Genomic DNA, 17,857 nt, shown 5'->3' with positions numbered 1-17,857 from the left:
GATGAGTATGAGCAATCGAAAAGTTCCGTTACGAAAATGTATTGCGACGCAAGAGATGAAATCAAAACGAGAGCTAGTTCGCATTGTTCGTTCCAAAGAGGGCGAAGTGTCTATTGATTTATCAGGAAAAAAATCAGGACGAGGTGCATATTTATCAAAAGATAAAGAAAGCATTATTCAAGCCCAAAAGAAAAACATTTTGGAACATCATCTAAAAGCGAAAATCGACAGTTCTCTGTACGAAGAGCTTCTTGAGCTTGTTGAGAAGGAGTCGAAATAAGTGTCTGATTGGAAATCATTTTTAGGACTAGCAAACCGCGCTCGAAAAATTATTTCGGGTGAAGAACTCGTTTTAAAAGAAGTACGAAGTGGCAAAGCAAAGCTAGTATTGCTTTCTGAAGATGCGTCAGCGAACACTACAAAACGTATCATTGATAAAACCACGTACTACAACATACCAATGAGAAAAGTCGAAAATCGACAACAATTAGGGCATGCGATTGGGAGAGACGAGCGAGTCGTTGTAGCTGTTTTAGATGAAGGCTTTGCGAAAAAGCTACGTAGCATGCTCGATACAAATTACCGGGGGTGAAGGTATGAGTAAAATTCGAGTACATGAATATGCAAAAAAAAATAATATCTCAAGTAAAGATCTTATGACAAAACTAAAAGAGATGAATATCGAGGTTTCGAATCATATGACAATGTTAGAAGATGAAGTAGTAAACAAATTAGATAATCAATATAGCGCTGGAGCGGAAAAACCTTCTGTTGCAGATGAGTTTGAAGTAGAAGAGAAAGTTGTTCGCAGTAAAAAGAACAGCAATAAGAATAAGAAAAAAGGCAAAGCAAATGAAGATAAACGTCAAGATAACTTTGCTGGAAGACAACAAACACCAATAGTAGAAACACCAGATAAAATCACTTTCTCTGGAAGCCTTACAGTAGGTGACCTTGCTAAAAAGTTAAGCAAAGAGCCATCTGAAATTATTAAAAAGCTCTTCATGCTAGGAATTATGGCGACAATTAATCAAGACTTAGATAAAGATACAATTGAGTTAATTGCTACTGATTACGGTATTGAAGTAGAAGAAGAAGTAGTTGTAAGTGAAACTGAATTTGAAACATTCATCGATGAGCAAGATGATGAAGAAAACTTAAAAGAACGTCCAGCTGTTGTTACAATTATGGGACACGTTGACCATGGTAAAACAACATTGCTTGACTCTATCCGTAATTCAAAAGTAACTGCTGGCGAAGCTGGTGGAATTACTCAGCATATCGGTGCATACCAAGTTGATGTAAATGATAAGAAAATTACGTTCTTAGATACACCAGGTCACGCGGCATTTACAACAATGCGTGCTCGTGGTGCACAAGTAACAGATATTACAATTCTTGTTGTTGCAGCTGATGACGGTGTTATGCCACAAACAGTTGAAGCGATTAGCCATGCGAAAGCAGCTGGAGTACCAATTATTGTTGCTGTGAATAAAATGGATAAACCAGCGGCAAATCCTGATCGTGTAATGCAAGAATTAACAGAATATGAATTAGTTCCAGAAGCTTGGGGCGGAGACACGATTTTCGTACCAATTTCTGCGATTCAAGGCGAGGGAATTGACAACTTACTAGAAATGATCCTTCTTGTGAGTGAAGTAGAAGAATATAAAGCAAATCCAAATCGCTATGCAGCTGGTACTGTAATTGAAGCACAGCTTGATAAAGGTAAAGGAACTATCGCGACATTACTTGTTCAAAACGGTACACTTCGAGTTGGAGATCCAATTGTTGTTGGAACATCATTCGGTCGTGTTCGTGCAATGGTAAGTGATATTGGTCGTCGTGTAAAAGTTGCTGGTCCATCAACTCCTGTTGAAATTACAGGTTTAAATGAAGTGCCACAAGCGGGAGATCGTTTCATGGCATTCGCTGATGAGAAGAAAGCTCGTCAAATTGGTGAATCACGTGCACAAGAAGCGTTAGTTGCACAACGTGGTGAGAAATCTAAATTCAGCCTGGAAGATTTATTCCAACAAATCCAAGAGGGCGATGTAAAAGAAATTAACTTAATTGTGAAAGCAGATGTACAAGGTTCTGTAGAAGCAATGGCAGCATCACTTCGTAAAATTGATGTTGAAGGCGTAAAAGTAAAAATTATCCATACAGGCGTAGGTGCGATTACAGAATCTGATATTATTTTAGCTTCTGCATCTAATGCAATTGTAATTGGATTTAACGTACGCCCTGATGTGAATGCGAAGCGTACAGCTGAATTAGAGAAAGTTGATGTTCGTTTACACCGTATTATCTATAAAGTAATCGAAGAAATTGAATCAGCAATGCAAGGTATGCTGGATCCAGAATTCGAAGAAAAAGTAATCGGTCAAGCGGAAGTTCGTCAAACATTCAAAGTAACAAAAGTTGGAACAATCGCAGGTTGTTACGTAATAGACGGTAAAATTACACGTGATAGTGGCGTTCGTATTATCCGTGATGGCGTAGTAGTCTTCGAAGGAAAACTTGATACGTTAAAACGTTTCAAAGACGACGTAAAAGAAGTTGCACAAAACTATGAGTGTGGTATTACAATTGAGAGATATAATGATCTTAAAGAAGGGGACATCATTGAAGCATACGTTATGGAAGAAGTGAAGCGATGATTATCGCTTCACTCTCATTCGAGTGTATGATTTACGATGTGCATTCTTTAAAAGAGAAACGAGCAATTTTGCAACGTGTGTTAACTCGTGTGAAACAGCGCTATAATGTAGCTGTTTCTGAAGTTGGGCATCAAGATGTATGGCAACGTACAGAAATTGCAATTGTTTCCGTATCCTCAAATCGTGTTGTCTGTGAAAAAGAAATGAATCGTGTACTTGAGTATATCGATTCATTTCCTGAAATTGAACGTACGATAACACATTTGGAATGGTATTGAATGAGGTGAAGAGTTATGAAATTACGTGCGAACCGTGTGGGCGAGCAAATGAAAAAAGAATTAGGCGACATTATCAGTCGTAAAATTAAAGACCCACGTATTGGATTTGTTACAGTAACAGATGTACAAGTGAGTGGAGATTTACAAATTGCTAAAGTATACATTTCTGTTTTAGGTGACGAAGAACAGAAAGAAAATACATTAAAAGGTTTAGCGAAGGCAAAAGGCTTTATTCGTTCAGAAATTGGCCAACGTATTCGTCTTCGTAAAACACCAGAAATTACCTTTGAGTTTGATGAGTCTATCGGATATGGTCATCGAATTGATACACTTTTACATGAAATTAATAAAGACGGTAAACGTGAAGAATAATGGATAGACATTTGTCTATCCATTTTTTCAATGTAAAATAAGTTTTGCATAATTGCAATTACTACAAAAGAATAATGATGAGGTGAGTATATGGAAGGTGTAGTATTATTACATAAGCCAAAGGGAATGACATCACATGATTGTGTGTTCAAATTAAGAAAGATATTGCGTGAGAAACGAATTGGTCATACAGGGACACTGGATCCAGATGTAACAGGAGTATTACCTATTTGCGTTGGGCGTGCAACAAAAATTGCGCAATTTTTAACAAGTGAAACAAAAACATACGAAGGTGAAGTGACATTAGGATTTTCAACAACAACAGAAGATGCTTCTGGTGAAGTTGTGGAGAAACAAGATGTAAATCGTGTCATTACGCGTAAAGAAGTAGAAGAGGTACTAGCGGAATTAACAGGGACAATTGAACAAATGCCGCCGATGTTCTCAGCTGTAAAAGTTAACGGGAAAAAACTATACGAATATGCAAGGGCAGGACAAGAAGTTGAACGTCCAGTTCGTACAATTACAATTCATGAATTTGTATTACTTGATGAACGTGAAGTTTTTGAAGGGGAAAATATTTCATTTCGTTTCCGTGTAACGTGTAGTAAAGGAACATATGTAAGAACACTAGCAGTAATGATAGGTGAAAAACTTGGATTTCCATCACATATGTCTCACCTTGTAAGAACAGCATCTGGTGAATTTTTACTAGAAGATTGCATATCATTTGAAGAAATTGAAGAAAACGTGCAAAATGGAACAGTAGAGTCTATTTTCATCTCAATTGATGAGGCGCTAAGTAAGTTTCCAAAAATGGTTGTAGATGAAAAGCAAGCTGAAAAAATAAAGAACGGTATGTTCTTAAAGAATGAATTAGAAACAACAGCACCATTTATTACAGTATTTGATAAAAATGATCGTTGCTTAGCAATTTATGAACATCACCCAAAACACCCTGGAATGCTAAAGCCAATGAAAGTACTTGTGAATAATCAAGAACTAAAGCTATAATGAATTATTGGAAGGATTATTACAGAAAAAGGTGAATTCAAGCGTGAAACTTATTCATTTAACTCATCCACATGAACAAAATAAAATAGAATTACCACCTACTGTAATGGCATTAGGATATTTTGATGGCATTCATTTAGGACATCAACGTGTGATTCGAACAGCGAAAAAAATAGCGGATGAAAGAGGATGTAAAAGTGCTGTCATGACGTTCCATCCACACCCATCTGTTGTATTAGGAAAAAAAGAAGCGCATGTGGAGTATATTACACCGATGCGCCTTAAAGAAGAAATCATCGCAAGTTTAGGAATTGATATCTTATATGTGGTGAAATTCGATGAGCCATTTGCTGGATTATTACCACAGCAGTTTGTCGATGAGTATATTATTGGTTTAAATGTAAAGCATGTAGTAGCAGGCTTTGATTATTCATATGGACGTTTAGGAAAAGGGAAGATGGAGACTTTACCATTTCATGCAAGAGGGGAGTTTACACAGACCGTGATCGAAAAAGTTGAATATCAAGAAGAAAAAGTAAGTTCTACTTCATTACGAAAGTTAATTCGAAACGGTGAAATGGAACAAATTCCATCTATTTTAGGGAGAGCTTACACGGTAGAAGGAACAGTTGTACACGGTGATAAGCGTGGACGTCAAATTGGTTTCCCAACTGCAAATGTAGGTTTAAGTGATGAATATTTGTTGCCACCTGTAGGTGTATATGCGGTAAGGTTGAAGGTTCATGATGAATGGCATGATGGTGTATGTAATATCGGATATAAACCAACTTTCAAAGAGAATGAGCGTCAATTATCTATTGAAGTGCATCTATTTGAATTTAATAAAGACATATACGATCAAAGTGTTACAGTGGAATGGCACATGCGTATAAGAGAAGAAAAAAAGTTTAATGGAATTGATGAGTTAGTTGCGCAAATCGCTCAAGATAAAAAGGTTGCCCAAGAATATTTTGCGAGCGTAAAGAATATACTTGCTTTTTCAAATGAAAAGTAGTATTCTATGTTATGTACTTTATGACAACCATTACTTGGCATTGCGACTCACCGATGCTTGCTAGGTAACTGGGGGTTTAATTATTAGGAGGTGAAATAGGATGGCTTTAGCACAAGAGCGTAAAAATGAAATCATTGCACAATTTAGAACTCATGAGACTGATACTGGTTCTCCAGAGGTTCAAATTGCTGTCCTAACGGAGCAAATTAACACTCTAAACGAGCACTTACGTACTCACAAGAAGGATCATCATTCACGTCGTGGTCTATTAAAGATGGTTGGTAAACGTCGTAACTTACTTACTTACCTTCGTAATAGCGATATCACACGTTACCGTGAATTAATCACAAAGCTTGGCTTACGTCGATAGTCAAAGAAGCGGGAATATTCCCGCTTTTTTGTTAGGTAAAAATATATCTTCTACTCTTTATAGCTTACTTAATTTTCGGCAATACTAGAGGAAAGAATATTGTGATATACTATCCATTTACATAGAAGAATTGAATATTTTAAATTGAGAGGGGTACTTAAATGAGTCAGGAAAAGCAAGTCTTCTCGATAGATTTAGCTGGTCGTCAGCTAACAATTGAAACAAGTCAGCTTGCAAAACAAGCAAACGGAGCAGTATTAGTAAGATACGGCGACACAGCAGTTCTATCTACAGCAACTGCATCAAAAGAGCCAAAAAATGTAGATTTCTTCCCGCTTACAGTAAACTATGAAGAGCGTTTATATGCAGTTGGAAAAATCCCAGGCGGTTTTATTAAGCGCGAAGGCCGTCCAAGTGAAAAAGCAATTTTAGCAAGTCGTTTAATTGACCGTCCAATCCGTCCACTTTTCGCAGATGGTTTCCGTAATGAAGTACAAGTTGTCAGCATCGTAATGAGTGTTGATCAAGACTGTTCTTCTGAGATGGCAGCTATGCTTGGTTCTTCATTAGCATTATCTATTTCAGATATTCCATTTGAAGGTCCAATCGCAGGTGCGACAGTTGGTCGTATTAATGGCGAGTTCGTTATTAATCCAACAGTAGAACAGCAAGAACAAAGTGATATGCACCTTGTTGTAGCTGGTACGAAAGATGCAATTAACATGGTTGAAGCAGGAGCGGATCAAGTACCTGAAGAAACAATGTTAGAAGCAATTATGTTTGGACACGATGAAATTAAACGTCTAATTGCATTCCAAGAAGAGATTGTACAAGCTGTCGGTAAAGAGAAAACAGCAGTGAAACTTTATGAAGTGGATGCTGATTTGAACCAAGCTGTACGTGAAATGGCTGAGACAGATATGCATTCTGCAATTCAAGTGCACGAAAAACATGCACGTGAAGATGCAATTAGCGTAGTGAAAAAGCGTGTAATTGAGCATTACGAAGCTGAGGAAGCTGATGCTGATACATTAGGACAAGTAAGTGAGATTTTATATAAAATTGTAAAAGAAGAAGTACGTCGTCTTATTACAGTTGAAAAAATCCGCCCAGATGGTCGTAAAGGTGACGAAATTCGTCCTTTAGCATCAGAGGTTGGCATTTTATCTCGTACACATGGTTCTGGTCTATTCACACGTGGACAAACGCAAGCATTAAGTATTTGTACATTAGGTGCATTAGGCGATGTGCAAATTTTAGATGGTCTAGGTGTAGAAGAGTCAAAACGCTTTATGCACCATTATAATTTCCCTTCATTTAGTGTTGGTGAAACAAGACCAATGCGTGGACCAGGTCGTCGTGAAATTGGTCACGGAGCACTAGGAGAACGTGCTCTTGAACCTGTACTTCCATCTGAAAAGGATTTCCCATATACAGTTCGTCTTGTATCTGAAGTATTAGAGTCAAATGGTTCTACTTCACAAGCGAGTATTTGCGGTAGTACATTAGCGATGATGGATGCGGGTGTACCACTTAAAGCACCAGTTGCTGGTATTGCAATGGGTCTAGTGAAATCTGGTGAGCATTACACAATTTTAACAGATATTCAAGGAATGGAAGACCATTTAGGTGATATGGACTTTAAAGTAGCAGGTACTGCAAAAGGTGTAACTGCACTACAAATGGACATTAAAATCGATGGTTTATCTCGTGAGATTTTAGAAGAAGCATTACAACAAGCGAAAGTTGGTCGTATGCACATTCTAAATCACATGTTATCTGTTATCGCTGAACCTCGCATTGAGTTATCTGCGTATGCTCCGAAGATTATTACAATGGCAATTAACCCAGATAAAATTCGTGATGTTATTGGACCAAGTGGTAAACAAATCAATAAAATCATTGAAGAAACTGGCGTTAAAATTGACATCGAGCAAGATGGTACAGTATTCATTTCATCAATTAATCAAGAGATGAATGAAAAAGCGAAGAAAATTATCGAAGATATCGTTCGCGAAGTACAAGTAGGCGAAATCTACTTAGGAAAAGTTAAACGCGTTGAAAAATTCGGTGCGTTCGTTGAATTATTTAGCGGTAAAGATGGACTTGTTCACATTTCTGAACTTGCACTTGAGCGTGTAGGTAAGGTAGAAGACGTTGTGAAAATCGGTGATGAGATTTCAGTTAAAGTTATCGAGATTGACAAACAAGGTCGTGTAAACTTATCTAGAAAAGTATTGCTAAAAGAAGAGCAAGAAAAAGAAGCAGCTAAAGAAGAAGCAGCTAAAGAAGAAAACGCACAAGAGCAACAATAAGTGAAAGCCAGTTTAGCTGGCTTTTTTTGTTATGTAAAAAATGTGATTTATTTAGATTTTTATGTGAGTATAGGTATAGTTTTCATCATAACGCTCAAATTAACAAAGATAAGAAGAAAATGGTTTCTTTTTTATAGTTAATGGGAGGGTTTATATGAAAGCTCGTATATTAGCGTACATATTTATATTTTCTTTATATATGGGTTGTGGCTCTTATTCCGTTTTTGCGCAGGATAACTTGCATGAAGAGATTCAAAAGCATGTAAAACAGTACGAGATTATGCCGCAAAATGCGATGATTGATAAGATTTGGAAGGCGACGCCTGGGTATAATGGAAAACAAGTGGATATAGAAGCGTCCTATAATAATATGAAGAAAATCAAGAAGTTTGATCAAAAACAACTTGAATTTAAGGAAGTATCACCGAGTGTTCACTTAGAAGATTTACCACCAGCTCCCATTTATCGAGGACATCCAAATAAAAAGATGGTGGGATTAACAATTAATGTGGCCTGGGGTAATGAGTATTTGCCACGTATATTAGAGATATTGAAAAAACATGATGTGAAGGCGACTTTCTTTTTAGAAGGACGCTGGGTGAAAGAAAACTTACGATTTGCCAAAATGATTGTCGATGCAAATCAAGAAGTAGGAAATCATTCTTACACACACCCTAATATGAAAACGCTGTCTACAGATGAAATACGAGATCAATTACAAAAAACGAATCGAATGATAGAAGCAGCTACAAATCAGAAAGTGAGATGGTTTGCTCCGCCAAGTGGAAGCTTTCGGGATGAGGTAGTAAAAATAGCGGATGATTTCCAAATGGGGACGATTATGTGGACTGTAGATACAATTGATTGGAAGCGGCCAGAACCGGGTGTGCTATTGCAGAGAGTAATGCGAAAAATACATCCAGGTGCTATTGTGCTAATGCATCCTACTTCATCTACAACAGAAGCGCTAGATACTATGATTAAAAATTTAAAGGAACAAGGATATAAAGTGGGGAATATTACAGAATTACTAGATGAAAAACGTGTGGATTAAATACATTTGCATGACATTCATCTCTAAACTTGTTATCATTAAATAATAGCAATTATTTAGAGAAACTGGCATTAGGAGGAAAGTTTTTGATTAAAAAATATACGTGTAAAAATGGTGTAAGAATTGTTATGGAGAATATACCAACTGTACGCTCGGTTGCGATTGGTATATGGATCCACGCAGGTTCAAGAAATGAAAATGAAAAAAATAATGGGGTTTCGCACTTTTTGGAACATATGTTCTTTAAAGGGACAGAAACGCGAAGTGCAAGAGAGATTGCAGAATCATTTGATAGCATTGGTGGACAAGTAAATGCTTTTACTTCAAAAGAATATACATGTTACTATGCGAAAGTGCTAGATGAGCATGCTAAATATGCATTAGATGTTTTAGCAGATATGTTCTTTAATTCAACATTTGATGAGGAAGAACTGAAAAAAGAGAAGAATGTTGTATGTGAAGAAATAAAAATGTACGAAGATGCGCCAGATGATATTGTGCATGATATGTTAACGAAAGCAACATATGAAACGCATCCGCTTGGATATCCTATTTTAGGAACAGAAGAAACGCTTGAAACATTTACAGGTGATACGTTACGTCAATATATGAAAGATCATTACACACCTGAAAATGTTGTTGTATCAATTGCAGGGAATATTGATGAAGCATTTTTACAAACTGTAGAGCAATATTTCGGTAGTTACGAAGGGACAACAAATCGTGAACAAGTACATAGCCCAATCTTCCATTTCAATAAAGTAGCACGTAAGAAGGAAACAGAACAAGCTCATTTATGTTTAGGATATAAAGGCTTGCAAATGGGACACGAAGATATTTATAACTTAATTGTATTAAATAATGTTTTAGGCGGTAGTATGAGTAGCCGTTTATTCCAAGAAGTACGTGAGCAACGTGGATTGGCGTACTCAGTGTTCTCTTATCACTCTTCTTATGAAGATACAGGAATGTTAACACTTTACGGTGGAACAGGTAGTAAACAATTAGATACACTGTATGAAACAATGCAAGAAACGTTAAATACGTTGAAAAATACAGGTATTACAGAAAAAGAGCTTGTTAACAGTAAAGAACAATTAAAAGGAAACTTAATGTTAAGTTTAGAAAGTACGAATAGTCGTATGAGCCGTAATGGTAAAAACGAATTGCTTCTTCGTAAACATCGTTCTCTTGATGAGATTATTGAAAGTGTAAACACTGTAACAAAGCAAAATGTAGACGAGTTAATTCGCAATATGTTTACCGATGAATTCTCTGCGGCACTTATTAGTCCAGATGGAAAACTGCCAAAAGGAATGAAACTTTAATCGATCTTGTAATTCATTCGCTTTCGGAAATAACTGTATCTCTTTTATATGAGATACGGTTATTTTTTTTATATGTGCAGAATAGGTACTTATTATAGGATAACCTTCATAAAAAGTAGGATAGGGGGAGATTTAATGCGTTTAAGTGAATTAAGTGGCAAAGAGATTGTGGATTTAGAAAGAGCAGAAAAAATGGGAGTTTTAGGTCATGCAGATTTAGAAATTGATGAGAGAGATGGAAAAATACAAGCGCTTATTATACCTGCTGGGAAATGGGGAGGTTTTAAAAGAGAACAGCAAGAAGTGAGAGTAGAATGGAGCAAAATAAAGAAGGTTGGAAATGATATGATACTTTGCGATCTTACGAACCATTCAAGATCATAGTGAAAGATGACCATTTTGGTTGTCTTTTTTTTATCTTTATATAAAGAAGATAAATCACGTGTGCTTTTTGTTTTTCAATCACCTCAAACTCGTACATTACATATGATGTGGAGGAAAAAGAAAAAGTAGGCATTTTTCTTATAAATGAAAGAAAAAGAAGGTGAATTAGGGAATGTTGACTGAGATGCATATTGCTGTCATAGGAGGAGATGCACGGCAGCTAGAAGTAATTCGCAAGTTAGTCGAACTGGACGCGAAACTTTCATTAATAGGGTTTGAACAGTTAGATCATGGCTTCACAGGGGCAGCAAAGGAAAGTATACAAGATTTAAATTTCACTTCTTTAGATGCAATTATTTTGCCGGTTGCAGGGACGAATGCCAGAGGAGAAGTAGATACTATTTTTTCAAATGAGAAAGTTTCCATAACGAAAGAACAAATTGAAAAGACGCCAGAAAACTTCACTATATATTCAGGTATTGGTACACCTTACTTGGAAAATCTCGTAGCTACTACAAATCGCAAACTTGTAAAATTATTTGATCGTGATGATGTTGCAATCTATAACTCTATTCCGACCGTAGAAGGTACACTAATGATGGTTATTCAACATACTGATTACACAATTCATGGATCGAATGTAATGGTTTTAGGATTTGGTAGAACTGGTATGAGTGTTGCAAGAGCCTTTCAATCATTAGGAGCACATGTCAAAGTTGGAGCGAGACGTTCGGAACATATTGCTCGTATTACAGAAATGATGTTTTCTCCTTTTCATATGCAAGACATAGAGAAAGAAGTAGGTAATATCGATATTGTTATTAATACAATTCCGCATCTTGTTGTGACAGCGAATGTTCTTTCAAAAATGCCAGCTCATACGCTAGTTATTGATTTAGCTTCTAAGCCAGGTGGCACGGACTTTCGCTATGCGGAGAAGCGTGGAGTGAAGGCACTATTAGCACCTGGTCTTCCTGGGATTGTTGCACCGAAAACAGCAGGACAAATATTAGCGAATGTTCTTTCTCAGTTATTAATAGCAGATGCAATCGCAAAGGAGGATGATGAGAAATGAGTTTGAAGGGAAAACGAATTGGTTTCGGATTTACAGGGTCACATTGTACGTATGAAGAAGTTATGCCACATTTAGAGAAGTTAATTGCAGAAGGTGCAGAAGTACGTCCCGTTGTTTCTTATACTGTCCAATCAACAAATACTAGATTTGGCGAAGGGGAAGAATGGATTAAAAAGATCGAAGAAATAACCGGTTTTAAGGCAATTAATTCAATCGTTGGCGCAGAGCCACTAGGACCGAAAATTCCACTAGATTGCATGGTGATTGCACCACTAACAGGGAATTCGATGAGTAAATTTGCAAATGCAATGACAGACTCTCCAGTATTAATGGCAGCAAAAGCGACGCTTAGAAATGGGAAGCCTGTCGTATTGGCTGTTTCGACGAATGATGCTTTAGGGCTTAATGGAGTAAATCTAATTACACCAACAAGGTGACGACAAGGCACGAACGCTTATATGTCGCCATCTTGAGGGAGCTTAGGATAAAGCACAAGTTCGAAATCATCGAGTCTTTGCCACTTTTCTTTCTTATAAACAGCCTTTTCTAAAACCGACTTTAGGAGGCTGTTTTTCTTTTTGGGATCATCTGTTTTAAAGTACAGATCAAGAACATGCTCCACTTGAGGAATTGTATCTTTTTTCACTTTTTCCTTCTTAATTTCTGTTTTAATTTCTTTCTTTAACTTCTCCATCGTTTCGGTAATCTCATTCATGCGATCAGAAACTACATTCGAACGTTCTAAAAACATATCGACTGTATAAACGCCACGTTCTAATAAATCATGTAAATTATTTTTTTGTTTTTGGACATCCACTAATTCTTTTTCAAGCTTTCGTAATGCAACCTCATTCATTTGAATAACTTGCGTTTCTTTCAATTTGTCATCTTGCTTATGTTTTTCAAAATCAGCTTTATAATCGATATACCATTCTTTTAAAGCCTCGAGTAAACGCTTCTCGATTAATTCAGTATAGCTTGATTTGTTTTCGCAGCCACGGTGTTTACAATCCATAGCTTCCTTTCGGTTTTTCGGGTAACGTTGGACCATACTGTAACCACATTTACCGCATTTAATAATACCAGCCAGTGGATTTTTAATTCCGTTTGTATTGTAAGGGACATGATATCTTGAATTTAATTTTTCCTGTACTTGTTCAAACAAACTTTCTGAGATAATAGGCTCATGCTTGCCATCAGCAATAATCCAATCTGACTTATCTTGGCGTGCACAACTTCTTTTTACAGCATCAGGACGTTTTACTTCTTTTCGTTTTTGCCACGTTACTTTTCCGATGTACACATTATTCTTCAATATATCCAAGATGCTGTAGGGATTCCATTCATTACCTAACTTACTTTTGTAGCCAAGATCATTTAACTTGCTTCTGATTGCGTTAGCACCCATATCCTCATTTGCATACCAATCAAATATCATTCTTACAACAGAAGCTTCTTCTGAATTGATCGTTAAAGTACGCTCTCGCTTATTTAAACGATGGATATCATATCCGAATGGTGCATGTGTGCCAAGGTAATTTCCAGCCTCTACACTTGCGACACGGCCGTGTTGCATACGGCGTGTAATAATCTTTAACTCCTTACGTGCCATAAACGCTTCAAATTCGCTGTATTCTTCGTCCCACTCATCATTAAGGTCATAAGTCTTTCTAGGTGTCATAATCTTCGTATTCGAGCGTTTAAACGTCTCTAAAATGATTCCTTGCTCTTTCATACCTCCACGACCTAAACGGTCCATATCCATGCAAAGAACAGCATCATATTTGTTATCTTCAATTTCTTCAAGTAGCGCCAACATTTCAGGGCGTTTCACTAAGCTCTCACCAGAAACGATTTCCTCACGGACAGACAAAACATTTAAGTTCATTTCCTTCGCTATTTTTAGCAAGGTAGTGCGATGCTTTGCTAACGTTTCGCCTTCGCCACGTGCTTCGGCTTCGAGATCGGCACGGGATTTTCTTAGGTAGATTGCGGTTTTCATAGTAGTACCTCCTCAATAATATGTATTATATGAACAACAAACATTGTGAAGAAATAAATATGATAATTAATAAAAGAAAGGCCTCTTAAGGGAGGCGCACCTTTTATTTTTATGTTAATTATTGTGTATAAGTTGTTTTTGGATCACTGGGAAACGTTCTCTGTTCTCAATTCATTTGTGTTTATATCGAGTTCTTGAAATGGAGTATACTTTAAATATATTTTTGAAGAAAAATCGCAAACATAAAAAGTTTTTCTAGAGAGGTCCCCACCATGATATAAAACTGATTTTTTATCATCGATAATATAAGCGTGGATTAATGGAGTTTGTTTTAATTCTTCTTCAGTGAGAATATCTACTAGATATTCTTTAGTAGAAGGTTTCTTTTTTGTTTGATTTGCAACTAAGTTTAAAAATAAACTATACAAAAGAGCAAATAAAATTATAGCAGGCATTGCCAGCCAACTCTTACTAGTAACCACTAAATAAGAAATAGGATAGAACCAAATTAAACTTAATATCATATTCGCCAATCCCCATTTGCGGGCTTTAGAATATTTTTGTACCGGCAAGTCTTTTTGAAAAGCGTAAATAAAAACGGGTACGAAACAGCATATAGAAATCATCATAAATAGCAGCCCAAACGTCCCTAGGTATAAACTCCAATTATGGGATGGTTTTTCAAATTGACAGAATGCAATTAATGGCATTAAATACATTGCAAAGAACAATAGAAACCAATCGGAAAGGAATTGAAAATCAGTAAGTTTTTTTTGCTCAGATTTATTCAGGAACAATTTGTCAAATTCGTTGAAAGTTTTAAATTTAATGCGAAATTGATAGAATGCAATAGCATTAGTTATCAGGGCAATTAGTAAAGTAATAATTGGTCCAATAAATTTATCCATAGTAATTTCACAACTCCTTAAGTTTTTGATTTAGAGTTACGATATAAATCTAGTAATTGCTTGTATAAATGACCTGATATACCTGTACTTAATAACTATCGTATCGATTAAGTAATAATTTCAACGTAAATGATTATTGTACAGTAACAAATTTTTTAAACGAGCAAAATCCCTTGGAACGCCATGAATTTCTGCTATTTCTTGAATTGATAGATTAGTATTCTGATATTCAGAAATCATTTCATCAGATAATAGAAGTTCGACTGCAAATGTATTTGCTTCAATTTCTAATCGATCTACAGAGTATAGAGTTTTATTTCTTAAAAATGGAGTATTTGCTTTTGGGTGTAATAGAGCATGTCCAAGTTCATGAGCACACACAAAACGTTGAGTGGTTTCGTCGATTTGATTATTAATATGAATGAATTTAAAGCGTTTGTATGTGTTGTAAAAACCAAGAGTATTCCCAAGGTCTTCAAACAACACTATAATATTTTTTCGTCTAGCAATTTCAAATGGATTTGTTGTTTCATGTTTTTCTACGATTTTGAGTGCGTATTCTTTAATTTCCATTTCTCGCTCCGTTCAATCTTTTTTATACTTGTTTGGAGTGAATTTTTGTTTTGCTAATTGTTTTGCCATGCGCATTGAGTTCTCCAGAGAAATACGAATCATTTCTTTTGTATGGTCGTCTATTGGTTCTCCATCAAACATTAACGCTTCATCACTGTTTTCTAAATCCTTTAATGTTTTTTCTAAGTCACGTGCAATATCACGTTCATCTTTAGGAGATAATTTAATATCGTTTGGTCTATTAAGATAACCAATTTCCTCTAATAAATTTGTCTTATCTTTATTTATAGCTTTAGCAATTTGCTCAATGACAGCTAATGTTGGCTCAACAGGTTTTCCATTTCGAGGGTCTATACCCTTTTCTAATTTATCTATATAAGAATGGCTTAGTTGGCAACGTGTAGCAAATTCTCTTAATGAAAGGTTACGTTCTTGACGGTATTCACGTATTATCATGCCTAATGTTTTCATATCTTGTCCCTCCTTGAATACAATTGTAATCTATCGTTTACAAAAAAGCTAAAAAAATAATGTACTTCATGGTTGACGAGGTGTATTCAATGGAGTACAATTTATTTTGTAATCAAATGAATACATAGGTGGTGATTGAATGAACCATGTAGCAAAAATTCGTAAACAATTGAATATGTCTCAAGACTTACTTTCTAAAAAGGCGAAGGTATCAAGGCCATATTTATCTAATATTGAAAATTTGAAAGTACAACCTAGTGTCGGGGCTGCTATTAGAATCGCTAAAGTTTTAAATAAGCGTGTAGAGGATCTTTTTTAACTAAAATGTAAACCATAGTGTACAAAGGGGTGAGAAAATGTCATCAACTCAAATGGCAGTACCAACAGATCCGTCGCATAAACATATAAAAAGCACTTCAAGAGGTGACACCATGAGCCAACAGGAAGAATATGCAGCGACTTATGAATTTGGAAAAACGAAAGTCCATGTTGTGGCTCCTGAGCCAAAATCGCAAAAGGATATTGATAAACTCCTTCAAGCATATTACAAGGCTGGTTGGGCCATCATCAAAGAAATGCAAGTGAAAGAAAACATTGAGGAATAGTTCCTCTCTTTTTACATGAAAAATAGACAAGTTACATATGTACTAAATTCATTGTAACCATTTGAAAACTAAATATGGAGGCGAACAGATATGGGAACAAGCATATACTGCAATTCAGCAATAGGGGAATTATTACAGAATGCTAGAGAATGTTGTGATAATGTTCAGCTGAAAACGAAAAAAGGACTATCTAAGTACCTTGGCATTACACATGAACGCTTAACTCGTATTGAATCTGGACTTTCTAAACCAGAATTTGAGCTTGCGATGGATTGGTGTCATGCAACAGGAGCAAAGTTAAATCAACAAGCGATTAAACATATTTATGGTGTTGGCTTACCACCTACAGATCCACGTTTAACTCAAGATGTGAATTTACAATTGATCAACTACATTAAACAGGCTGAAGAGGGGATTATAGCAGCAAAGGAAATCATGAACTTACAAGTTGCAACAAGGTCATGGAAGCTTGATGAAAAAAAGAAACATGAATACGCAGTTCATGCAAAAGAAATCTTCGATACAATCCAAGCTACTCAATGTGTAGTACAAGCTTTGGAACAAGTACATTTTGGCATTATAGAGCAAACACAAAGAAGTTGGTTGCAAAAGGCTATGGCGGAGAACGTTATTATTCAATCGGTGGATAGCTTAATGACTTTAACAAAGATGCTGTAAAGGAGGAAGAAAAATGACAGTAGATTACAAGAAACCAAGTTTAAGAGAATATAAGGAACTAATTCGTTATGATGCAAAGTTAACTGGTGAAATAAAAATAGCGAAAATACTAGGTGAGGATTCAAAGTCAGTTGAGTTAAAGCAAGAGAAGAAGTTAGTGGGGATTCGAATCAAAATTATCGAAGCATCATTCATTTTAAAACATAAATGGGCAAAAGAAAAAGCTACCGCCTGAGAACAGTAGCTAACAATAAATTCTACAAAGCAATTATAACATTTTATTCATTATTTGGACAAGCCACTGTGCTTGTCGTTATGACCAGAAAGGGATTGTTCCTCCATCCCCTACAATGCTCCTTTCTGGTTGTAACGATGCGTACAGCATCAACTCAAATAGAAAGGAGATGTAATTCATGACACATAAATACGATCGTCTTCATGATCTAGTTCTCCCAGGAGACTTTTCATTTGCGAATAAAGTTCATAACTGTATGGTTGCATGTATTCATAACATGTTTTATGCAAAATCAGCCGAAGAATCAAATCATTGGGAAGAAGAACTGGAACGATGTATGAAAGAATTTAAAATGCTTCGTGATGCAAAAGAAGAACATGAGGCATCGATGAGTTATCGTGTAGTGATTAAAGATTTAAGAGCAAGAGGAGTTAACGCCTCATTAGTAACACGTAGAAAATAAAAAATCTATCACTTGGCAGAGTGATAGATAAATGGTTTTGCAAAAGATCTTAGG

The 17,857-nt window shown here is 36.1% G+C and carries 22 protein-coding genes and 1 pseudogene; 19 read left to right on the top strand and 4 right to left on the bottom strand.

Annotated elements, in window-relative coordinates; translation table 11 throughout:
- Nucleotides 1-7 precede the first annotated feature (7 nt).
- The 14 genes and pseudogenes from rnpM to dpaB form a co-directional block, all read left to right on the top strand.
- Nucleotides 8-280: an RNase P modulator RnpM gene (rnpM, locus tag CQ058_RS20590; protein WP_002088161.1), complete on the top strand. Its 273-nt coding sequence runs from the start codon at nucleotides 8-10 to the stop codon at nucleotides 278-280.
- Complete coding sequence (locus CQ058_RS20585; protein WP_001286519.1) at nucleotides 281-592, top strand: YlxQ family RNA-binding protein; 312 nt, start codon at nucleotides 281-283, stop codon at nucleotides 590-592.
- Nucleotides 593-596: 4 nt separating this feature from the next.
- Nucleotides 597-2,663 carry a translation initiation factor IF-2 gene (infB, locus tag CQ058_RS20580; protein ID WP_002014558.1) on the top strand — a complete coding sequence of 689 codons (2,067 nt, stop codon included), beginning with the start codon at nucleotides 597-599 and terminating at the stop codon, nucleotides 2,661-2,663.
- Entirely contained in the window at nucleotides 2,660-2,941 is a 282-nt protein-coding gene (locus tag CQ058_RS20575) for a DUF503 domain-containing protein (protein ID WP_002088157.1), read from the top strand. The genes infB and CQ058_RS20575 overlap by 4 nt, the downstream gene beginning before the upstream one ends.
- A 15-nt stretch (nucleotides 2,942-2,956) precedes the next feature.
- On the top strand, nucleotides 2,957-3,313 hold the full coding sequence (rbfA, locus tag CQ058_RS20570) for a 30S ribosome-binding factor RbfA (protein WP_000776437.1): 357 nt from the start codon (nucleotides 2,957-2,959) through the stop codon (nucleotides 3,311-3,313).
- Nucleotides 3,314-3,403: 90 nt separating this feature from the next.
- A complete protein-coding gene (gene truB / locus CQ058_RS20565; protein ID WP_002033681.1) occupies nucleotides 3,404-4,327 on the top strand; it encodes a tRNA pseudouridine(55) synthase TruB in 924 nt (307 codons plus the stop codon).
- Nucleotides 4,328-4,370: 43 nt separating this feature from the next.
- Entirely contained in the window at nucleotides 4,371-5,342 is a 972-nt protein-coding gene (gene ribF, locus CQ058_RS20560; RefSeq protein ID WP_002128800.1) for a bifunctional riboflavin kinase/FAD synthetase, read from the top strand.
- 100 nt (nucleotides 5,343-5,442) lie between these two features.
- The gene (rpsO, locus tag CQ058_RS20555; RefSeq protein ID WP_002190497.1) at nucleotides 5,443-5,712 is read left to right on the top strand and encodes a 30S ribosomal protein S15; all 270 of its coding nucleotides are present in this window, start codon (nucleotides 5,443-5,445) and stop codon (nucleotides 5,710-5,712) included.
- A gap of 161 nt (nucleotides 5,713-5,873) precedes the next feature.
- A complete protein-coding gene (gene pnp, locus CQ058_RS20550; protein ID WP_002033682.1) occupies nucleotides 5,874-8,027 on the top strand; it encodes a polyribonucleotide nucleotidyltransferase in 2,154 nt (717 codons plus the stop codon).
- A gap of 154 nt (nucleotides 8,028-8,181) precedes the next feature.
- Nucleotides 8,182-9,081 (top strand): polysaccharide deacetylase family protein, encoded by a 900-nt coding sequence (locus CQ058_RS20545; protein ID WP_002033683.1) that lies wholly within the window; start codon nucleotides 8,182-8,184, stop codon nucleotides 9,079-9,081.
- A gap of 86 nt (nucleotides 9,082-9,167) precedes the next feature.
- On the top strand, nucleotides 9,168-10,409 hold the full coding sequence (locus CQ058_RS20540; protein ID WP_002088150.1) for a M16 family metallopeptidase: 1,242 nt from the start codon (nucleotides 9,168-9,170) through the stop codon (nucleotides 10,407-10,409).
- Nucleotides 10,410-10,544: 135 nt separating this feature from the next.
- On the top strand, nucleotides 10,545-10,793 hold the full coding sequence (locus CQ058_RS20535) for a YlmC/YmxH family sporulation protein (protein ID WP_002014571.1): 249 nt from the start codon (nucleotides 10,545-10,547) through the stop codon (nucleotides 10,791-10,793).
- 172 nt (nucleotides 10,794-10,965) lie between these two features.
- Nucleotides 10,966-11,868 (top strand): dipicolinic acid synthetase subunit A, encoded by a 903-nt coding sequence (dpaA, locus tag CQ058_RS20530; RefSeq protein WP_002088148.1) that lies wholly within the window; start codon nucleotides 10,966-10,968, stop codon nucleotides 11,866-11,868.
- Nucleotides 11,865-12,290: pseudogene (dpaB, locus tag CQ058_RS20525) on the top strand (dipicolinate synthase subunit B); the annotation flags it as partial. The gene dpaA and the pseudogene dpaB, both read left to right, overlap by 4 nt.
- Nucleotides 12,291-12,322: 32 nt before the next feature.
- Here dpaB and CQ058_RS20520 read toward each other — a convergent pair.
- The 4 genes from CQ058_RS20520 to CQ058_RS20505 form a co-directional block, all read right to left on the bottom strand.
- Nucleotides 12,323-13,870, bottom strand: a complete 1,548-nt coding sequence (locus CQ058_RS20520; protein WP_105589951.1) for a recombinase family protein — start codon at nucleotides 13,868-13,870, stop codon at nucleotides 12,323-12,325.
- Nucleotides 13,871-14,013: 143 nt separating this feature from the next.
- Nucleotides 14,014-14,778 carry a hypothetical protein gene (locus CQ058_RS20515; protein WP_002192651.1) on the bottom strand — a complete coding sequence of 255 codons (765 nt, stop codon included), beginning with the start codon at nucleotides 14,776-14,778 and terminating at the stop codon, nucleotides 14,014-14,016.
- Between the two features lie 120 nt (nucleotides 14,779-14,898).
- Nucleotides 14,899-15,351 carry an ImmA/IrrE family metallo-endopeptidase gene (locus tag CQ058_RS20510; RefSeq protein WP_002192652.1) on the bottom strand — a complete coding sequence of 151 codons (453 nt, stop codon included), beginning with the start codon at nucleotides 15,349-15,351 and terminating at the stop codon, nucleotides 14,899-14,901.
- Between the two features lie 12 nt (nucleotides 15,352-15,363).
- A complete protein-coding gene (locus tag CQ058_RS20505; RefSeq protein ID WP_002192653.1) occupies nucleotides 15,364-15,822 on the bottom strand; it encodes a helix-turn-helix domain-containing protein in 459 nt (152 codons plus the stop codon).
- 139 nt (nucleotides 15,823-15,961) lie between these two features.
- Between CQ058_RS20505 and CQ058_RS20500 the strand changes: the two genes are divergently transcribed.
- From CQ058_RS20500 to CQ058_RS20480, 5 genes are all read left to right on the top strand, one after another.
- Nucleotides 15,962-16,141, top strand: a complete 180-nt coding sequence (locus CQ058_RS20500) for a helix-turn-helix transcriptional regulator (protein ID WP_002192654.1) — start codon at nucleotides 15,962-15,964, stop codon at nucleotides 16,139-16,141.
- 37 nt (nucleotides 16,142-16,178) lie between these two features.
- Complete coding sequence (locus CQ058_RS20495; RefSeq protein WP_002192655.1) at nucleotides 16,179-16,427, top strand: hypothetical protein; 249 nt, start codon at nucleotides 16,179-16,181, stop codon at nucleotides 16,425-16,427.
- A 90-nt stretch (nucleotides 16,428-16,517) separates the two neighbouring features.
- Complete coding sequence (locus CQ058_RS20490; protein ID WP_002192656.1) at nucleotides 16,518-17,105, top strand: hypothetical protein; 588 nt, start codon at nucleotides 16,518-16,520, stop codon at nucleotides 17,103-17,105.
- 13 nt (nucleotides 17,106-17,118) lie between these two features.
- Nucleotides 17,119-17,340: a hypothetical protein gene (locus CQ058_RS20485; RefSeq protein ID WP_002165166.1), complete on the top strand. Its 222-nt coding sequence runs from the start codon at nucleotides 17,119-17,121 to the stop codon at nucleotides 17,338-17,340.
- A gap of 178 nt (nucleotides 17,341-17,518) precedes the next feature.
- Nucleotides 17,519-17,803 (top strand): hypothetical protein, encoded by a 285-nt coding sequence (locus CQ058_RS20480; RefSeq protein WP_105589950.1) that lies wholly within the window; start codon nucleotides 17,519-17,521, stop codon nucleotides 17,801-17,803.
- The last annotated feature ends 54 nt before the right edge of the window (nucleotides 17,804-17,857 follow it).

Origin of the sequence: Bacillus sp. MYb56 (genome assembly GCF_002976445.1) — a bacterium.
Classification (GTDB): domain Bacteria; phylum Bacillota; class Bacilli; order Bacillales; family Bacillaceae_G; genus Bacillus_A; species Bacillus_A mycoides.
Note: the sequence above shows the minus strand (reverse complement) of the source record. Positions and strands in the feature narration are given on the sequence as shown.